At 56.0% G+C, this 16,377-nt stretch carries 15 protein-coding genes; 8 read left to right on the top strand and 7 right to left on the bottom strand.

Going from position 1 to position 16,377, the window contains the following annotated elements; all coding sequences use genetic code 11:
• Nucleotides 1–40: 40 nt before the first annotated feature.
• Entirely contained in the window at nucleotides 41–1,258 is a 1,218-nt protein-coding gene (locus ACZYUB_RS11475; protein ID WP_463948009.1) for a benzoate/H(+) symporter BenE family transporter, read from the bottom strand.
• A 116-nt stretch (nucleotides 1,259–1,374) separates the two neighbouring features.
• Here ACZYUB_RS11475 and ACZYUB_RS11470 point away from each other — a divergent pair, with 116 nt between their 5' ends.
• The 4 genes from ACZYUB_RS11470 to ACZYUB_RS11455 all read left to right on the top strand — a co-directional run bounded on the left by ACZYUB_RS11470 (nucleotide 1,375) and on the right by ACZYUB_RS11455 (nucleotide 4,567).
• The gene (locus ACZYUB_RS11470; protein ID WP_463948007.1) at nucleotides 1,375–1,974 is read left to right on the top strand and encodes a helix-turn-helix domain-containing protein; all 600 of its coding nucleotides are present in this window, start codon (nucleotides 1,375–1,377) and stop codon (nucleotides 1,972–1,974) included.
• Nucleotides 1,975–2,122: 148 nt separating this feature from the next.
• Nucleotides 2,123–2,680 carry an isochorismatase family protein gene (locus tag ACZYUB_RS11465; protein ID WP_463948005.1) on the top strand — a complete coding sequence of 186 codons (558 nt, stop codon included), beginning with the start codon at nucleotides 2,123–2,125 and terminating at the stop codon, nucleotides 2,678–2,680.
• Nucleotides 2,680–3,573, top strand: a complete 894-nt coding sequence (locus tag ACZYUB_RS11460) for an EamA family transporter (protein ID WP_463948003.1) — start codon at nucleotides 2,680–2,682, stop codon at nucleotides 3,571–3,573. Before ACZYUB_RS11465 ends, ACZYUB_RS11460 begins: the two co-directional genes overlap by 1 nt.
• On the top strand, nucleotides 3,566–4,567 hold the full coding sequence (locus tag ACZYUB_RS11455; RefSeq protein WP_463948001.1) for a GlxA family transcriptional regulator: 1,002 nt from the start codon (nucleotides 3,566–3,568) through the stop codon (nucleotides 4,565–4,567). Before ACZYUB_RS11460 ends, ACZYUB_RS11455 begins: the two co-directional genes overlap by 8 nt.
• Before the next feature lie 22 nt (nucleotides 4,568–4,589).
• Here the strand turns inward: ACZYUB_RS11455 and ACZYUB_RS11450 are convergent, their stop codons facing one another.
• The 6 genes from ACZYUB_RS11450 to rpmH form a co-directional block, all read right to left on the bottom strand.
• The gene (locus ACZYUB_RS11450; RefSeq protein WP_463948000.1) at nucleotides 4,590–5,630 is read right to left on the bottom strand and encodes a diguanylate cyclase domain-containing protein; all 1,041 of its coding nucleotides are present in this window, start codon (nucleotides 5,628–5,630) and stop codon (nucleotides 4,590–4,592) included.
• A 185-nt stretch (nucleotides 5,631–5,815) separates the two neighbouring features.
• The gene (gene mnmE, locus ACZYUB_RS11445) at nucleotides 5,816–7,180 is read right to left on the bottom strand and encodes a tRNA uridine-5-carboxymethylaminomethyl(34) synthesis GTPase MnmE (RefSeq protein WP_463947999.1); all 1,365 of its coding nucleotides are present in this window, start codon (nucleotides 7,178–7,180) and stop codon (nucleotides 5,816–5,818) included.
• Nucleotides 7,181–7,271: 91 nt separating this feature from the next.
• Nucleotides 7,272–8,915, bottom strand: a complete 1,644-nt coding sequence (gene yidC, locus ACZYUB_RS11440) for a membrane protein insertase YidC (RefSeq protein ID WP_463947998.1) — start codon at nucleotides 8,913–8,915, stop codon at nucleotides 7,272–7,274.
• A 2-nt stretch (nucleotides 8,916–8,917) separates the two neighbouring features.
• The gene (gene yidD, locus ACZYUB_RS11435; protein WP_460884423.1) at nucleotides 8,918–9,175 is read right to left on the bottom strand and encodes a membrane protein insertion efficiency factor YidD; all 258 of its coding nucleotides are present in this window, start codon (nucleotides 9,173–9,175) and stop codon (nucleotides 8,918–8,920) included.
• Nucleotides 9,142–9,498, bottom strand: a complete 357-nt coding sequence (gene rnpA, locus ACZYUB_RS11430) for a ribonuclease P protein component (RefSeq protein ID WP_463947996.1) — start codon at nucleotides 9,496–9,498, stop codon at nucleotides 9,142–9,144. Before rnpA ends, yidD begins: the two co-directional genes overlap by 34 nt.
• Nucleotides 9,491–9,634 carry a 50S ribosomal protein L34 gene (gene rpmH, locus ACZYUB_RS11425; RefSeq protein ID WP_463947994.1) on the bottom strand — a complete coding sequence of 48 codons (144 nt, stop codon included), beginning with the start codon at nucleotides 9,632–9,634 and terminating at the stop codon, nucleotides 9,491–9,493. Before rpmH ends, rnpA begins: the two co-directional genes overlap by 8 nt.
• 679 nt (nucleotides 9,635–10,313) lie before the next feature.
• On the opposite strand from rpmH, the gene dnaA reads away from it, so the two are divergent.
• The 4 genes from dnaA to gyrB are packed head-to-tail and all read left to right on the top strand — an operon-like array spanning nucleotide 10,314 to nucleotide 16,332.
• Nucleotides 10,314–11,684: a chromosomal replication initiator protein DnaA gene (gene dnaA, locus ACZYUB_RS11420; protein ID WP_463947993.1), complete on the top strand. Its 1,371-nt coding sequence runs from the start codon at nucleotides 10,314–10,316 to the stop codon at nucleotides 11,682–11,684.
• Nucleotides 11,685–11,701: 17 nt separating this feature from the next.
• A complete protein-coding gene (gene dnaN, locus ACZYUB_RS11415) occupies nucleotides 11,702–12,805 on the top strand; it encodes a DNA polymerase III subunit beta (protein WP_463947992.1) in 1,104 nt (367 codons plus the stop codon).
• Nucleotides 12,806–12,807: 2 nt separating this feature from the next.
• Nucleotides 12,808–13,908, top strand: coding sequence for a DNA replication/repair protein RecF (gene recF, locus ACZYUB_RS11410; protein ID WP_463947991.1), 1,101 nt, complete (start codon nucleotides 12,808–12,810; stop codon nucleotides 13,906–13,908).
• 3 nt (nucleotides 13,909–13,911) lie between these two features.
• Nucleotides 13,912–16,332: a DNA topoisomerase (ATP-hydrolyzing) subunit B gene (gene gyrB / locus ACZYUB_RS11405; RefSeq protein WP_463947989.1), complete on the top strand. Its 2,421-nt coding sequence runs from the start codon at nucleotides 13,912–13,914 to the stop codon at nucleotides 16,330–16,332.
• The last annotated feature ends 45 nt before the right edge of the window (nucleotides 16,333–16,377 follow it).

Below are 16,377 nucleotides of genomic sequence, written 5' to 3'. Positions count from 1 at the left end.
GTCCGTTTTCCGAGTCCCCTGGTTCCTGATGCAGAGCCTTCTATGCTCTGTCTTGTGCCCGCCGCAACCAGCGTTGCAGACGATCGGCCCGCAACGTCAACGCCAGAACTCCAGCCAGTAAGCCCCAGAACGCCGAGCCAATGCCAAAGCCAGTGACGCCTGAAGCTGTGACCAGAAAGGTGATGATGGCGGCTTCCCGATCCAGATCCGGTTGCAGAGCCTGATGCAGGCTGTGGCCGAGGGTCCCCAGCAGAGCCAAGCCGGCGATGGCCATGATGAGCGCCTGGGGCAGGGCGGCAAACAGGCTGGCCACGGTCGCGCCGAGTAAGCCGGTCAGCAGATATAAAACACCGGCGCAACAGGCGGCCAGATAGCGGCGCTCGGGCAGCGGATCGGCTTCCTTGCTCATACACAACGCTGCTGTAATAGCCGCTAGATTCAGTGCGTAGCAGCCAAAGGGAGCCAGCAAGGCACCGGTCAGGCCGGTCCAGCCCACCAGCGGGGAGACGGGGGGGTGATAAGCATGGGCTCGCAGCACCGCGACTCCGGGCAGATTTTGCGAACTCATGGTGACCAGAAATAGCGGCAGAGCTATGCCCAACAAACTGTGTAGCGAGAACTGGGGCGTGGTCCAGACCAGCTGTACCGCGGCCGGTTCAATACTGTCCAGATGCAGCAAATCCAGTTGCCAGGCGACGACGATACCGAGCAGCAAAGTGAGCGCCAATGTATAGCGCGGTATCAGGGGTTTGAGACACAAGAAGCTCATGCCCATGATGCCCACCAGCAGAGGTTGGAGTTGGAAGGCATGAAACAGGTCGAGGCCAAATCGCAGCAAGACACCCGCCAGCATGGCATTGGCCAGATGCAAGGGCAGTCGATGCATGATGCGGGCAAACAGGCCGCTGAAGCCACAGATCAGCAGCAGCAGTGAGGAGCAAAGAAAAGCCCCGATCGCCTCGGCCATCGGCACACCCGCTAGACTGGATATCAGTAGTGCGGCACCCGGTGTCGACCAGGCGGTGAGGATCGGGATCCGGTAATAGAGCGACAGTCCCAGCGTGGTCACACCCATACCAAGTCCCAACACGGTCAACCAGGAGCCGAGTTGTGATGCGGTGGCACCGGCACTGGCAGCGGCCTGGAAGATGATCACCGCCGAGCTGGTGTAGCCAACCAGGACGGCGATCAGGCCACTGCTCAGATGGTGTGGCCGTAGCAAACGCAGGGATGACTGCAGGGATACAAGAAGGGACATGGGCTGACTCCTGTCGGTGCCGGTGGAACTGCTGGCGTGGGTTGTGCGTTATAGCGCACAATGGCATGCTAGCAGTGTGCGTTATAACGTACAAGGTGCCATTTTCGGGAGTGAGCATGGAGCAGATCAATCAACAAGTCGGGCTGGCGCTCAAGCAATTACGCCAACAGCGTGGCTGGAGTCTGGATCAGGCGGCACAGGCCTGTGGTGTGAGTAAAGCCATGCTCGGCCAGATCGAACGGGGCGAGTCCAGTCCGACGGTGGTGACGTTGTGGAAGATTGCTGGCGGTTTCCACGTCCCTTTTTCCTATTTTATGGCGGTGCCATCCTCCTCGGCTGCGGCACTGCCCGGGTTCTATCGCGGTCCGCAGCCGGAACAATCCCGGGTCCTGGCCGAGGGGATCCGGGTTACCACTCTGTTGCCGTTCGAGCCAGCGCTGGGTTACGAGTTATTGCGGGTGGAGCTTCCGGTGGGCTGCGAATATCACTCGGTACCCCATGAAGAGGGATCAATAGAGCAGGTGATCCAGCTCAGTGGCCAGATGGCCGTGTGGCTTGAGGGGCGTTGGCACTCCTTGGCCGATGGTGAGGTACTGCGTTTTCGGGCTAACCAGGCTCATGGTTATCGCAATCTGGGGGAGCTGCCAGCCTGTTTTCACGATCTGATCCACTATGCCGTAAAAACTACACCGCTTGTGGGGGCTGACTGGGAATAGTTGTGCGAGACCTTGTCACGCTATGCAGCCGATTGGCGTCTTCAGAGATGTCCTTTTTTGTCCTTTTATTGGACTGTCTCGGCTCTGATGAATGGTTGTTTATTGCCGTAACATCAGTTTTATACCGATGACATAAGGAAAAGACAACATGAACAGCGCTCTGCTCGTTATTGATATTCAAAAGTCCTTCAAGGCACGCCCATTCTGGAGTGAGCTGGATGTCGCCAATTGGCAGCAGGCACAGCAACAGTTGATCGATGGTTGCGTGGCGCGAGGCATTCCGGTGGTGCAGGTATTTCACCAGACTACAGATGATGGTCCGTTCGATCCGAGTCAGGGGCTGGTGTCCACATTGGACGAGATTGATATTTCCCCGGATCTGGTCATCCATAAGCACAGACACAGTGCTTTGGCGGGTACTCCGCTGCTGGATTGGTTGATCGGTCAAAATATTCAGCAGTTGCTGATATCCGGGCTGCGTACCGAGCAATGTTGTGAAACTACGGCTCGCCATGGTTCGGATCTGGGCTTTAGTATCGATTTTTTCAGTGATGCAACCTTGACCTTTGCCATGACTCATCCGCACAGTGGCATTTCATATACTGCCGCGCAGATCAAGGAGCGGACCGAGCTGGTGCTGGCCGGGCGTTTTGCTCGTATCCGTTCGGTCCCTGAATTTTTGGCGGATAAGACGGAGGCGTGTTGATGCGTGTTGTCGATTGGGGATGGGCGCTATTGGTGGTCCTGGTCTGGGGCGTGAATTTCGTGGTCATCCATGTCGGCTTGGTGGATGTCCCTCCGCTGCTACTTGGCGCGCTGCGCTTTTTGCTGGTGGCCTTGCCCGCCGTATTCTTTGTGCCTCGTCCGCGCATCCCGTTACGCTGGTTACTGGCCTATGGTTTGACCATCAGTTTTGGCCAGTTTGCGCTGTTGTTTAGTGCCATGCGAGTGGGAATGCCGGCCGGTGTGGCCTCGTTGGTTTTGCAATCCCAGATGATTTTCACCCTGCTCTTCGGTGCCTTGTTGTTAGGGGAGCGCTGGCAACGGCATCAACCGGCAGCGCTGGGATTGGCCGGGATCGGATTACTGGTGCTGGCTACGCAGCAGCAGGCCGGTGGCATGACGTTGCTGGGGTTTGTACTGACGCTGGGCGCCGCCGCTTGCTGGGGGTTGGGCAATATAGTCACTCGCCGGATCAGTCAATCTGGCCCTGTCGATCTGCTCGGGCTGGTGGTCTGGGGGGCTCTGGTGCCGCCGTTGCCGTTTCTGGCGGCCTCACTCTGGTTGGAAGGGCCGAGTCGGGTGGTTGATAGCCTGCAGCATATTTCGACCTCGAGTGTATTGGCGATTGGTTATCTGGCACTGATCGCCACCATAGTCGGTTATGTGATTTGGGGACGACTGCTACAACGTTATCCGGTCGCCGAGGTGGCGCCGTTAACGCTTCTGGTCCCGGTAGTTGGCTTGCTGGCTGCTCGGGTGCTGCTGGATGAGCGCTTGCTCGCGGTGCAATGGTGCGGGATAGCATTGGTATTGGCAGGCCTGCTGGTGAATCTGTTCTGGCCGCGCTGGCGTTTGTGGGTGCATCGCCATGGCTGATTCTGCTCGGCTGAGCCCGGTCTATATCCTGCTGCCGCCCGATCTCTTGCTACTGGATGTCACCGGGCCTGCCGAAGTGTTCTACTTCGCCAATCGCTATCAACAACAACGACGCTTCGAATTGCATTTTGTGGCGGCGCAAAGTCCGGTGACCAGTGCCATTGGTTTACCGCTGCTGGCTTCGGCGCTGCCGGAGACCTTACCTCCGGATTCACTGCTGCTGATCCCGGGCGTCGCCGGTCATGAGCCGGATTGGCAACATCTGGCCATGCAGCAATTGTTGGCTTGGCTCACCCGGGTTGGTCAACAGCCGGAGCTGCTCGTGACCATCTGCGCCGGCAGTCTGATCGCGGCTAAAGCCGGATTATTGGCCGGGCATAGTTGTACCACCCATCACAGCCACAGCGGTCAACTGGCTGCGTTATCTCCTGCGGCACTGGTGCTGGAGAACCGCTTGTTTGTACAGGATGGGAGGCTTTGGAGTAGTGCGGGTGTCACCTCGGGTATCGATCTGGCCTTGAGCCTGCTCGAGCGATTGACCTCGGCGCAGTGTGCTGCCCAGGTTGCGCGAAATATGGTGGTGTTTGTGCGGCGCAATGGCGCCGAAAGTCAATTTTCTCCCTGGCTGGCGTGGCGCAATCACCTGCATCCAGCGGTGCATCGGGTACAGGATGCCATCAGTCAGGAGCCCGAACAGGGATGGACTCTGGAGCAGTTGGCGGCGATTGCCTGTGTCACCCCTCGTCATCTGACCCGGATCTTCCGCGAGCAGACTGGCATTACCCTGACGTACTATCAGAATGAGCTACGCCTGGCGCTGGCCAGTTCGCTGTTACAGCAGCAGGGGATGACACTGGATCAGGTTGCCGAGCGGGTGGGGCTGGGGGATGCTCATCAGCTGCGGCGGGTCTGGCATCGACACAGAACGGGCACCTCGAGCGCATGGCGACAGCAGACTAGCCGACAGCAAAACGACGAAAGGATAGCCGATTAGTCTGCTGCTATCCCTTCGCAAGCTAGTGTGAGTCTTGGGTCAGTTGTTGGATCCGTACCCGATTGCGACCCGCCAGAATGGCCTGGCCTAACGCCTCCCCGGCGGCGTGCAGTACCAGTTCCAGGTCCAGACGCTCCTTGAGCTGCTGGATGCCGACCATGCCGATGGATGCCGTTAATGACAGGCTGCGCGACTCCAGATCCACCACATCGTCCAGCGAATGCACCAGCTTGTCACCCACACCAAACAGCTCTTCACTCTCGACGCCAGGCAGTAGCACCAGCAACCGATCCTGATGCCACAGCCCGAGCAGATCACCTAGACGCAGGTTGCGTTGCAGTCGGCTGGCGGCGGCTAGTTGTAATTCCTCAATCTGCTGAGGGCTCAGCGTTTGTGTGGCAAGGGGATCCAGTTCTACCAGCGCCAGGGCATAGGCTCGGCCCTCCAGCCGACAGCGGGTATAGCTGCAGTGCAGCAGATCGGCGATTTCGGCGGGATCCAATAATTTTCCCCCCCCTTGCTGATTGGCCAGGGAGATGGAGTTCATCTGTTTGCGCAGCGCCTGGGGTTGGCTGGCCAGTAGAAAGCGCAGGCGCATTTCGACTTCCAGCAAATTGACCAGATCGACCAGCGCCAGTCGTTGCCGGATATCCAGACTACGAGGTTCGCGCGCAGCTACCGCCACTATGCCCATGGCATGGCCCTCGGGGCTATGCAGTGGATACGCCGCCAGCCATCCCAGTTCATGTTCGCTGCACCACAGATGGCTGCGGAGCTGGGGATCGCAGTCCGCCGAACTGCACTCGAACAGCCCCTCACCGGCAATCACTCGTTGCGCAATGGAAGGTGGAAAACCGGCCGGAATATCCAGCCCTTCCAGCAATTGATCCTGATCCTCGTTCAACAGGCTGATCCAGGCGCATTCGGCATCACTGAGCAGTTGCAGCAGACGCAGAATGCGGCGGTAATCATCCTGACTGAGACTAGCCATCTGTAGCGCCCGACGCTGGGCATCCAGGCGGATGTGCAGCAAATGCGAGTCATGTGTGGATTGGTGTGTCATAGAAATCTCCCGTGCCATGCCTCTTATAGCGTAGAACAGAGTTTTCCAAGGGCGCGAAATTCGGCATGCCGCGAGAGCCGGATTGCGATCCCACCAACATTCGTTGGCAGATGACCGCAATCCGGCTTAATCCTACTTCAGGGTCAGATTTGCGAGAGAGTATGGGTGTCGCGGAGGGAATAACCTTATTTTCCGATGCAGAATGAGCTGAATATCCGGCCTAATAGATCATCGGAGCTGAAGGCGCCGGTTATTTCGCTTAAATACTCCTGAACCAGTCGGAGTTCCTCAGCTACCAGCTCGCCTGCGGCGTAAACCTCCAGCTGAACCTTGGCTAGTTGCAGGTGTTCTTCCGCGAGGGCAATGGCCTCCAGGTGACGGCGGCGGGCCATGAAGCCACCTTCCACATTGCTCTGATAGCCCATGCACTGTTTAAGGTGTTCCCGTAGCGCCTCAAGGCCGAGGCCATTCTTGGCCGAGATGCGAAAAACCGGGTGGCCATGCTCTTCGGTGGTGGTCAGCATCTCACCGGTTAGATCCGCTTTGTTACGGATCACGGTCAGCCCGAGTTGCGGTGGCAAGCGATCGATGAAGTCGGGCCATATTTCGTGAGGATCAACAGCGGATGTGGTGGTGCCATCGACCATAAACAGCACCCGATCCGCCTGGATAATTTCGGCCCAGGCGCGCTCGATACCAATTTTTTCGACAGCATCTTCGGTCTCGCGCAGACCAGCGGTGTCTATGATGTGCAACGGCATACCATCGATATGGATATGTTCACGCAGCACATCCCGGGTGGTGCCGGCGATCTCGGTGACGATGGCCGATTCGCGGCCTGCCAGGGCGTTGAGCAGGCTGGATTTGCCGGCATTGGGGCGTCCGGCAATCACCACCTTCATCCCCTCGCGCAGTATGGCTCCTTGTTTCGCCTCGTTCTGTACGGCGGCCAGATCGTCGATGATGGCATACAGATCGCGGGCCACTTTGCCGTCGGAGAGGAAATCAATCTCCTCCTCGGGAAAGTCGATGGCCGCCTCGACGTAGATGCGTAGCCGGGTCACATCCTCGACCAGTGCGGTAATGCGCCGGGAGAATTCCCCTTGCAAGGAGTGCAGGGCTGAACGGGCGGCCTGCTCGCTGGTGGCTTCAATCAGATCGGCGATCGCTTCGGCTTGTGCCAAGTCCAGCTTGTCGTTCAAGAAGGCGCGCTCGGAGAACTCCCCCGGACGGGCTGTGCGGACGCCAGGAAGCTTCAGGATCCGTCGTAGTAGCATGTCCATCACGACAGGACCACCATGGCCTTGCAACTCCAGCACATCTTCGCCAGTGAAGCTGTTGGGGGCCTTGAACAACAGGGCTATGCCCTGGTCCAGCACCCGGCCATTGTCATCCAGAAACGGCAGATATTCGGCGTAGCGAACACGGGGTAGTTTACCGAGTACCGCGGCCGCCACTGTGTCACACAGTGGTCCGGAAACCCGCAGTATGCCTACGCCACCGCGGCCAGGAGGTGTGGCCTGCGCCACGATAGTGTCAGTGTTGAACATGGGGCTGTGATTCTCGTCCTCGGGGATTGGGCTCATTGTAATAAAAAAGGCGACCCGTAGGTCGCCTTATTCTGTATCTGAAGGTCGGAACTTATTTCTTCTCGCGACTGTGCAGACCTTTCTTTTCCAGCTGACGGTAAATCATGGTCTGCTGGATGATGGTGACAATGTTGGATACCAGCCAGTACAGGGTCAGACCGGACGGGAACCAGAGGAACATGAAGGTGAAGATGATCGGCATGAACTGCATCACCTTCTGCTGCATCGGGTCGGTGACCGTGGTCGGGCTCATCTTCTGGATCCACCACATGGTGGCGCCCATCAGCAGCGGCAGCACATAGTAGGGGTCCTTCACTGACAAGTCGGTCAGCCACAGGGCAAACGGTGCATGACGCAGCTCGACCGACTCCATCAGTGTCCAGTACAGGGCGATGAAGATCGGCATCTGGATCAGGATCGGGAAGCAGCCACCCAGCGGATTGACCTTCTCCTGCTTGTAGAGCTCCATCATCGCCTGGGACATCTTCTGGCGATCGTCACCGAAACGTTCACGCAGCGCAGTCAGCTTGGGTTGCAGCATGCGCATCTTGGCCATGGATGTGTATTGCGCCTTGGTCAGTGGATACATACCGCCGCGGACAATCAGAGTGATCAGGATGATGGCCACGCCCCAGTTACTAACCAGGCCATGCAGGAACTGCAGCAGTTGGAACAGCGGTTGAGCGATGAACCACAGCCAGCCGTAATCAACCGTCAGGTCAAGATGCTTGGCAACGGTTGCCATTTCATCTTGCAGCTTGGGGCCTATCCACAGGGTGGAGCCCAGGGTAACGGCGGCACCTGGTGCGACATTGGCGACCGGCTCTTTCAGGCCAATGATCGCTTCCTGGCCATTGGCCACCACACGACTATACAGCTGATTCTGGCCGGCGGTATCGCCAGTCCAGGCCGTCACAAAATAGTGCTGCAGCATACCAACCCAGCCACCGGTGGTGCTGGTGTTCAGGCTGGTTTCCTTCATGTTGTCGAAGGTTTCTTTCTGATAGCGGATATCGGTAGTCGAGTAGGCGGCACCCCGGTAGGCGCTGGCCATCAGAGCATGGCTCTGTTGATCTTCAGGTGCGGCAATGGTCTGTTTCAATTGACCATAGAATTGCAATTCCAGCGGCTTGGTGCTGCTGTTGGTCACCTGGTAGTCCACGCCAATGGTATATTTGCCACGGGTCAGCACGAATTCCTTGGTGAAGGTCACGCCTTCCGGACTAGTCCAGGTCAGGGGAACAACCAGCTTGTCTTGACCATCAGCCAGCTTGTATTCAGTTTGCGCGCTGGTGTAGCTGGGACGACCTTCCGGACGACTGTCTGGACCATCGCGACCAATCAGGCCACTTTGGGCGACATACAGACGGCCCGGCTTATCCATCAGCAGCGGAAATGGGTCGTTGGAGCCTTGAGCCACTGTGTGTTGCAGCAGCTTGGCATCAACAATGTCCCCGCCCTGGGTATCAACCAGCAGTTCCAGTTGATCGGAACTCAATTTGATCAGTTGACGGGCGTTGGTCTGGGTCTTCTCGCCGGGGACATCGGTCGCGGTCGAGGCTGCAGGCACGGACGAATCGGTTTGAGTGACAGCCACGGTCTGCGGCTTGGGCGCCTTATCGGCATTCCACTGTTGCCACAGCAGGAAGCTGACAACCAGCAATCCAATGACAAGTAGGTTACGTTGAGATTCCATAGTTAGTTTCTTCGCTTCTTCGGCTTGGGTTGCGGGACCGGGTCATAGCCCCCTGCGTGTAAGGGGTGACATTTTAATAGACGTTTGATGCCTAACCAAATGCCTTTTATGAGACCGTGCAGGCAGATTGCTTCAATGGTGTAGTGCGAACAGCTGGGATGGAAGCGACAACGCGGTCCCAACAGTGGGCTGATGAACCACTGATAGAGTCGTATGAGTTTAATGGCTAGCCATTGCAACGGCGTGACAGGGTGCGCCATAACTTATCCAGCAGGTGGCTAATTTCGGCATTGCTCAATTGACCGATACCGGGTTTGGCAATCACGACAATATCGATGGCAGGCAGTTCATGCTGCTTGTGACGGAAACTTTCCCGGGTCAGACGCTTGATGCGATTCCGCCAGACGGCTCGTTTCAGCGCTTTTTTCGGCACAGTAAGACCGAGGCGCGGATGACCGAGAGTATTGGCTTTAGCAAGAAGTGTCAGGTGAGGAGAGGCAGCCCGTACAGGCTCATTGAAGACATTTTTGAAATGTTCGGGAGTTAACAGACGTAACTCCCGAGGGAAGGCGTGATTAGCCATTCACAGTGGTCAGGCGTGCACGACCCTTGGCGCGACGGCGAGCCAGAACCTGACGGCCATTCTTGGTGGCCATACGGCTGCGGAAACCGTGATTACGTGCGCGCTTCAGTACTGAAGGATTGAAAGTACGTTTCATAGCATTATCCGTTGATTTAACTGTACAGTTTGGATAGTCCCACACATGGACACATGTCGATGCTGAGTAGGGCGACCCCATAAAAAGAGGCCGAATTCTAAACAGATTCGGAGGTTGCGTCAATCTGCGGGGGCGGGGAGTTCATCCTTATCTGCCCGAACAGAGCAGGCAAGAACCCCATCCCCAAGGATCCTCCCGGATCGGGGTGACGCATTATACCCAGTCGCGGTGCAGAGACAAGCCAAGGATCGCAGGATCCTGCCTCTCTTTTGTGTTGCCGCTAGCGCCAGGATCCATGCCGGTTGGCCGGGTGCCTGTGTGGCGCCCCAATTCGTGGTGATAACTGCAGATACCAACAAGATCTGCAGCCCATGCCGAGGAGCCGGATCCGGTGGGTGGTGCTTGATTCTTCACCCTATAGCGTCCAATCAACAATTTGTGCGGCATTGGGACTCTAAAGGAGCTCTATAATCCGGGAGGTGGCACCATTTTTTATTTTTGTGGATTAAATCTGTTGGTAAGGTGTGGATAAAACCCGCAAGAAAGGCCTCTTTATTCACACAGGATCCAAAAGTCAAGCCGCAAATTTGGCAAGATCCTGTTGCTCGATCTAGCGATCCGGAGGCCAAAAACGTAGAATATCGGATCTTCGTTCGTCCTATTTTATTTGGAGTGTACTGTGACAGCTTCGCTATGGCAGCAATGCCTGAACCGGCTGCAAGATGAGTTGCCTTCGGGAGAATTCAGCATGTGGATCCGGCCGTTACAAGCGGAGTTGAGCGACAGGATGCTCACTCTCTATGCCCCGAACCGCTTCATTCTGGATTGGGTGCGCGACAAGTATCTGATCCGGATCAACAGCTTGATCTCCGAGTTTTGTGGATCCGATGCCCCAGCCTTGCGTTTTGACATCGGTAGTCGTAACCATGCCGCTGCTCCTCTTGTGAATAAACCTGTGCAAGGTCGTACCATTCCTGTGAGTGGTCCAAGTTGGGGGCAGTCGGCAGAGAACAAGCCCGAGATCAATCACAAGAGCAACGTCAACGTAACCTACACCTTCGAGAACTTTGTCGAGGGTAAGTCCAACCAGTTGGCGCGGGCGGCGGCGAGCCAGGTTGCGGATAATCCGGGAACGGCTTACAACCCGCTGTTTTTGTATGGCGGTACGGGTCTGGGTAAGACCCACTTGCTGCACGCGGTCGGCAATGCCATCAAGGATCGGAATCCGGATGCCAAAGTGGTTTATATGCATTCCGAACGCTTTGTACAGGATATGGTCAAGGCATTGCAGACCAATGCCATCGAAGAATTCAAACGCTATTACCGCAGTGTCGACGCCCTGCTGATCGATGATATTCAGTTCTTTGCCAATAAAGAGCGTTCCCAGGAGGAGTTCTTTCATACCTTCAACGCGCTGCTGGAAGGCAATCAACAGATTATCCTGACTTCGGACCGTTATCCCAAAGAGATCGATGGTGTCGAGGATCGGTTGAAGTCGCGCTTCGGCTGGGGCCTGACGGTGGCAATCGAGCCGCCGGAGCTGGAAACCCGGGTGGCGATCCTGATGCGCAAGGCGGAAGAGAGCAAGATCCATCTGCCGGATGAAGTGGCCTTCTTTATTGCCAAACGCCTGCGTTCGAACGTTCGTGAACTGGAAGGGGCCCTGAACCGGGTCATCGCCAATGCCAATTTTACCGGACGTGCCATCAACATCGACTTTGTGCGCGAAGCGCTGCGCGATTTGCTGGCGTTGCAAGAAAAGCTGGTGACGATCGACAATATCCAAAAGACAGTGGCCGAGTATTACAAAATCAAGGTTGCTGATCTGCTCTCCAAACGTCGCTCCCGTTCGGTAGCACGGCCACGGCAGTTGGCGATGGCATTGGCCAAAGAATTGACCAACCATAGCTTGCCGGAGATTGGGGATGCCTTTGGTGGCCGGGACCATACGACTGTGTTGCATGCTTGCCGCAAAATCGCCGAGCTGCGGGAAGAGAGTCACGATATCAAAGAAGATTATTCCAACCTGATCCGCACCCTATCATCCTGAGATAACGGAGAGCTTCGATGCAGTTTGCTATCAGTCGCGAGACTCTATTGCGTCCACTTCAACTGGTGTCTGGCTCCCTCGGCGGACGTCCAACGCTGCCGATCCTCTCCAACGTGTTGCTGATTGTTGAAGATGGCCGGTTATCGATGACAGGTACCGATCTGGAAGTAGAAATGATCGGACGAGTTGCCTTGGAAGGCACTGTCCAGCCGGGTAAAACCACGGTTCCAGCGCGCAAGTTGCTCGATATCTGCCGCGGTTTGCCAGAATCGGCACCTATCAATTTTGTGCTGGAAGGAGATCGCCTGATCCTGCGTTCCGGTCGCAGTCGTTTCTCCTTGTCGACACTACCTGCCGAAGAGTTTCCCAATATTGAAGATTGGGAGTCCTTGCTGGAGTTCGATATCAGCCAGCTGGAATTGAAGCGTCTGATTGAATCGACGTTGTTTTCCATGGCTAGTCAGGATGTGCGTTATTACCTCAACGGCATGTTGTTTGAGGCCACGGGCCGCAGCCTGCGTACCGTTGCAACTGATGGCCACCGTTTGGCCACTTGTCGTCGTGATGTGGTGACTCAGGAATTACCCGAGCAGCAACTGATATTGCCGCGCAAAGGCGTGCTGGAATTGGTGCGTTTGCTGGAGAACGAAGACAAGCCAATCCGTTTGCAGATGGGGCGGAATAATCTACGCGCCGTGTCGGAGGGCTTTGTTTTTACCTCCAAATTGGTGGATGGCCGCTTCCCGGATTATCGTCGTGTGATGCCACGCAACAGCGACAAGTACGTGCTGGCGGATCGGGAAGGGCTACGTCAGGCATTTGCTCGGGCAGCAATCCTCTCCAACGACAAGTTGCGCGGGGTTCGTCTTAACCTACAACCGAATCTGCTACGCATCACAGCGAACAATCCGGAGCAGGAAGAAGCGGAAGAGTTGCTGGATGTCTCCTACCCAGGTCCCGAATTGGAGATTGGATTCAATGTCTCCTATGTGCTGGACGTGCTGAATACGTTAAAATGTGAACAGATCAAAATCAGTCTCACCGATGCCAATAGCAGTGCTCTGCTGGAGGATGCCAGCAGCGATGCGGCCTTATATGTGGTGATGCCGATGCGGCTGTAACCATGGCATTGCTCAAGTTACAGATCCGGGATTTTCGGAACATCCAACAGGCAGAATTGAGCCCCGGTAAGGGGCTCAACGTCTTGTTGGGCTGTAACGGCAGTGGCAAAACCAGCGTGCTGGAAGCGATCCACTATCTTGGTCTTGGTCGTTCTTTTCGTACCCATCTGGCCAGTCGCGTGATTGGTCATGGCGAGAAAGCATTTACCTTGTTTGCTCAGGTCGAGTCAGAGCCCCATTCTGCGGTTCCGATTGGCTTATCCAAAAGCCGGACTGGGGAGACTCAACTGCGCTTGGCGGGCCGGCCCGCCGAACGTTTGGCTCAGCTGGCCGAGATTGTGCCGTTACAGCTGATTCATCCGGAAGGTTTCAGCTTGTTGACCGGGGGGCCACAGCAACGTCGCTCTTTTGTTGACTGGGGTGTGTTTCACGTGGAGCAGGGTTTTTTCCCGCTCTGGGCTCGGGTGCGACGGTTGTTGAAACAACGCAATGCCCTGTTGCGTCAGAGTCAGAGCTATGCGCCGCTAGCGTTTTGGGATCAAGAACTGGCGCGTCTGGGATTGGAGTTAGCGGAATATCGAGCCAGCTACTGTGCAGCCATTTTGCCGTTGTTGCAGGAAATTACGGCAGATTTTTTACCCGAATTCGAGTTCAAGATTGCGTTTTATCCCGGTTGGGATCGACAACGACGACTGGATGAATTGTTAGAGGAGGGGTTCGAGCGTGACCGGCTGATGGGTCACACCGCTATCGGACCCCATAAGGCAGACCTACGGCTGAAAGCTAATGGGGTGCCGGTTCAGGATATGTTGTCACGTGGTCAGCTCAAGTTGCTGGTCTGTGCCATGCGGCTCGCTCAGGGGCTCTTTCTGAATCGCCAGGGTGAGCGGCAGTGTATCTTTTTGATTGACGATTTTGCCTCCGAGCTCGACTCGGAGAAACGGCGTCGGCTGGCGCAGCGGTTAAAGCAGTGCGCCAGCCAGGTCTTCATCACCGCGATTGATGAGGCGCCATTGGCCGACATGATGTCGGAACTTGAGTGCCATCTGTTTCATGTGGAACAGGGCGCTATCACCGAATATCAAGCACGAGAGCGAGAGTAAGACATGAGTGAACACAACACTTACGACTCTTCGAATATCAAGGTATTGAAGGGGTTGGATGCGGTTCGTAAGCGTCCCGGCATGTACATCGGGGATACCGATGACGGCTCTGGTTTGCACCACATGGTGTTCGAGGTGGTCGATAACTCCATTGATGAGGCCCTGGCCGGCTATTGCAGCGATATTCTGGTTAAAATCCATGCCGATAACTCAGTATCGGTACGGGATAACGGTCGCGGCATCCCCGTCGATATTCACGAGGAGGAGGGAGTATCGGCAGCGGAAGTCATCATGACGGTTCTGCATGCTGGCGGTAAGTTCGATGACAACTCCTATAAGGTCTCCGGTGGCTTGCACGGCGTTGGTGTTTCGGTGGTGAATGCGCTCTCGGACAAGCTGTTACTGACCATTCGTCGTGGTGGTCATGTCTACGAGCAGACCTACAACCTGGGTGATCCTGTGGCTCCGCTGAAGCAGATTGGTGATGCCGATAAGACGGGTACCGAGATCCGCTTCTGGCCAAGCCCGACCATTTTCACCAACATCGAGTTTCATTACGAGATCCTGGCCAAGCGCCTGCGAGAGCTCTCTTTCCTCAACTCGGGGGTATCTATTCGCCTCGAAGATGAGCGGGATAATCGCGAGCAACATTTCCACTATGAAGGTGGTATCCGTGCGTTCGTGGAATATCTGAATCAGAATAAGACACCGATCCACCCCAAGGTGTTCTATTTCACCCAGGAGCGCGAAGATGGCATTTCTGTTGAAGTGGCGATGCAGTGGAATGATGCCTATCAGGAAAACGTCTACTGCTTTACCAATAACATCCCGCAGCGGGATGGTGGTACGCACCTGGCAGGTTTCCGTGCGGCTCTAACCCGAACCTTGAACAACTATATGGACAAGGAGGGGTATAGCAAGAAGGCCAAGACAGCGACCTCGGGCGATGATGCGCGTGAGGGCTTGACCGCTATTATTTCGGTGAAAGTTCCGGATCCCAAGTTCTCTTCCCAGACCAAGGACAAGCTGGTCTCGTCAGAGGTGAAGACGGCGGTTGAGCAGTGCATGGGCGAGAAGCTGGACGAGTACCTGCTGGAAAACCCGGGTGATGCCAAGGTCGTCGTCAGCAAGATTATCGATGCTGCTCGGGCGCGGGAGGCCGCGCGTAAAGCACGGGAAATGACCCGTCGTAAGGGGGCTCTGGATCTGGCTGGATTGCCCGGCAAACTAGCTGATTGCCAGGAGCGTGACCCGGCTCTTTCTGAACTCTATATCGTGGAAGGTGACTCGGCGGGCGGCTCTGCCAAGCAGGGGCGTAACCGTAAGTACCAGGCCATTTTGCCGCTGAAGGGTAAGATCCTGAACGTCGAGAAGGCGCGCTTTGACAAGATGCTTTCTTCGCAGGAAGTGGCCACTCTGATTACCGCGTTAGGTTGCGGTATCGGTCGTGATGAGTACAACCCAGACAAGATGCGCTACCACAACGTCATCATCATGACCGATGCTGACGTGGATGGTGCTCACATCCGGACCCTGTTACTGACTTTCTTCTACCGCCAGATGCCTGAGTTGATTGAGCGTGGCTATATCTATATTGCCCAACCGCCGCTCTACAAAGTGAAGAAGGGTAAACAGGAACAGTACATCAAGGATGAGGATGTGCTGGTTCAATATCAAACGACCCTGGCGCTGGATGGTGCCGCGATCCATGTCAACGAGTCCGCACCAGGAATCGGTGGCGAGCAACTTGAGCGCCTGGTATTGCAATACCGCGCCGTGCAGAGTCTGATTGGTCGTTTGTCTCGCCGCTTACCAGAGGCGGTTCTGACCCAGCTGATCTATCAACCGACGCTCACTCCAGAGTTGCTCCAGGATGAGGCTCAGGTCCAAGCTTGGGTTGCCACATTACAGCAGATCCTGCTGGACCAGGGGACTAACGGCTCCCAGTTCAACATCAGTGTTGAACATAATGTTGAACGTCAGATTTACTTGCCGGTTGTCAGCCTGCGTCAGCATGGTATCGATCATAAGTACCTGCTGAGCTACGATTTCCTCAACTCCAATGAGTACAAGCAGATCGTCACCCTGGGTGTCCAGATTGCCAATCTGATGGAGGAGGGTGCTTATGTGAAGCGTGGTGAGAAGGTGAAGCCCGTCTCCAGCTTCGATGAGGCTATTCGCTGGCTGGTCGACGAAGGCAAGCGCGGGGTCTATATCCAGCGCTATAAAGGGTTGGGTGAGATGAACCCGGATCAGTTGTGGGAAACCACCATGGATCCATCCACCCGTCGTATGTTGCGTGTCACCATCGATGACGCGATCGCTGCCGACCAACTATTTGCCACTCTGATGGGTGATGCTGTTGAACCGCGTCGCGAGTTTATCGAAACCAATGCCCTGAAGGTAGCAAACCTGGATATCTAGGTTTTTAGCCGGGTAGTAACAAAAAAGCCAGTCCTTGAGGACTGG

This window comes from Pseudaeromonas sp. HNCC25DJ182 (genome assembly GCF_055413365.1).
This window is presented reverse-complemented; position numbering and strand designations above follow the sequence as displayed.